We start from the raw sequence: 1,648 nt of genomic DNA on the forward strand, positions 1-1,648 counted from the left end.
GAGCGCCTGCCCGGCTACATGGTCCCGGCCGCGGTCGTGGTCCTGGAGGTGCTGCCGTTGACGGTGAACGGGAAGCTGGACCGCAAGGCTCTGCCGGCACCGGACTACGTCGTCACGGCGGACTCGGGCAGGGGCCCGTCGACCCCCGAGGAAGAGGCGTTGTGCGAGGCATTCGCCCAGGTCCTGGGGTTGGAGAAGGTCGGCGTCGACGACGACTTCTTCGCCCTGGGCGGCCACTCCCTGCTGGCGGTTCGGCTCGTCAGCCGTATCCGGGTGGCGCTCGGCGTCGAGATCGCGATTGCGGCACTGTTCGATGCGCCGACGGTGGCGGGGCTCGCGCAGCAGCTTGGAAAGAAGAAGTCAGTGCGGCCGGCGTTGCGGCCCATGCGTAACCGGGGAGATTCCTGATGTTTCCGTTGTCATTCGCGCAGCGCCGTCTGTGGTTCATCGAGCAGCTCGAGGGACCCAGTGCCACGTACAACATTCCGATGGCCCTGAGGCTTTCCGGCCGGGTGGACGCCGGGGCGCTGGATGCGGCGCTCCGGGATGTGATCGGCCGTCATGAGGTGCTGCGGACGGTGTTCGGAATGGCCGAAGGCGAGCCGTACCAGCGAGCCCTTGACCTCGCGGACGTTGCCTGGCAGCTCCAGGTCGTCGACCTGCCCGCCACCATGGACGGTCCGGCGGACCTGGGTGATGCGGTGGCGGCGGCGGCGCGGTACGCGTTCGACCTCGCGTTCGAAGTGCCGGTCCGAGCCTGGCTGTTCCGCGCATCCCCCGATGAGCATGTGCTGGTTGTGGTGGTGCACCACATTGCCGCCGACGGTTGGTCGATGGGGCCGTTGGCGCGGGATGTGTCGGTGGCGTACGAGGCGCGTTGTGCGGGTCGGGCTCCGGAGTGGGAGCCGCTGCCGGTGCAGTACGCGGACTACGCGCTGTGGCAGCGCGAACTCCTCGGCGACGAGAACGACCCGGAGAGCGTGCTTTCCCGGCAGGTCGCCTACTGGCGCGAGGCGCTGAAGGGCGTGCCGGAAGAGCTGACGCTGCCCTACGACAAGCCGCGCCTGGCAGTGCCGAGCCATCGCGGCCACACCGTGGTCCTGGACATCCCGACGCAGGTGCATGCGCGTCTGGCGGAGCTGGCCCGCGTCGAGGGCGTGACGCCGTTCATGGTGCTCCAGGCATCTCTCGCGGTGGTGCTTTCCCGCCTAGGTGCGGGTACGGACATTCCCATCGGCGCAGCAGTCGCCGGTCGTACTGACGAGGCCCTGGACGAGATGGTGGGCCTGTTCGTGAACACGCTGGTGCTGCGCACGGACCTGTCGGGGGACCCGACTTTCCGTGAACTCCTGTCCCGTGTACGCAAGGTGAGCATCTCCGCGTTTGCGAACCAGGACGTGCCCTTCGAGCGCCTGGTGGAGGACCTGGCTCCGACGCGTTCCCTGTCCCGGCACCCGCTGTTCCAGGTCATGCTCACCCTGCAGAACAACGCTGAGACGTCCCTGGACATCTCGGGCGCCCAGCAGGCCGGAAGGCTGTACGCGAATGATTCAGCGGCGAAGTTCGATCTGGAGTTGACTGTTGGGGAGGTGTTCGGGCCGGGTGGTGTGGCTGCGGGGTTGCGGGGTGCGGTGATTGCGGCGGCGGA

General features: G+C 68.1%; 2 protein-coding genes. Both read left to right on the forward strand.

All coding sequences use genetic code 11. The features are described from left to right. On the forward strand, positions 1–408 hold a 408-nt coding region (locus ACFWTC_RS38905), incomplete at its 5' end, for a phosphopantetheine-binding protein (RefSeq protein WP_384075179.1). Beyond that, positions 408–1,648: condensation domain-containing protein (locus ACFWTC_RS38910; RefSeq protein WP_384075182.1), on the forward strand; the 1,241-nt coding region annotated here is incomplete at its 3' end. The genes ACFWTC_RS38905 and ACFWTC_RS38910, both read left to right, overlap by 1 nt.

The sequence above is a fragment of the Streptomyces sp. NPDC058619 genome (genome assembly GCF_042717785.1).
Classification (GTDB): Bacteria; Actinomycetota; Actinomycetes; order Streptomycetales; family Streptomycetaceae; genus Streptomyces.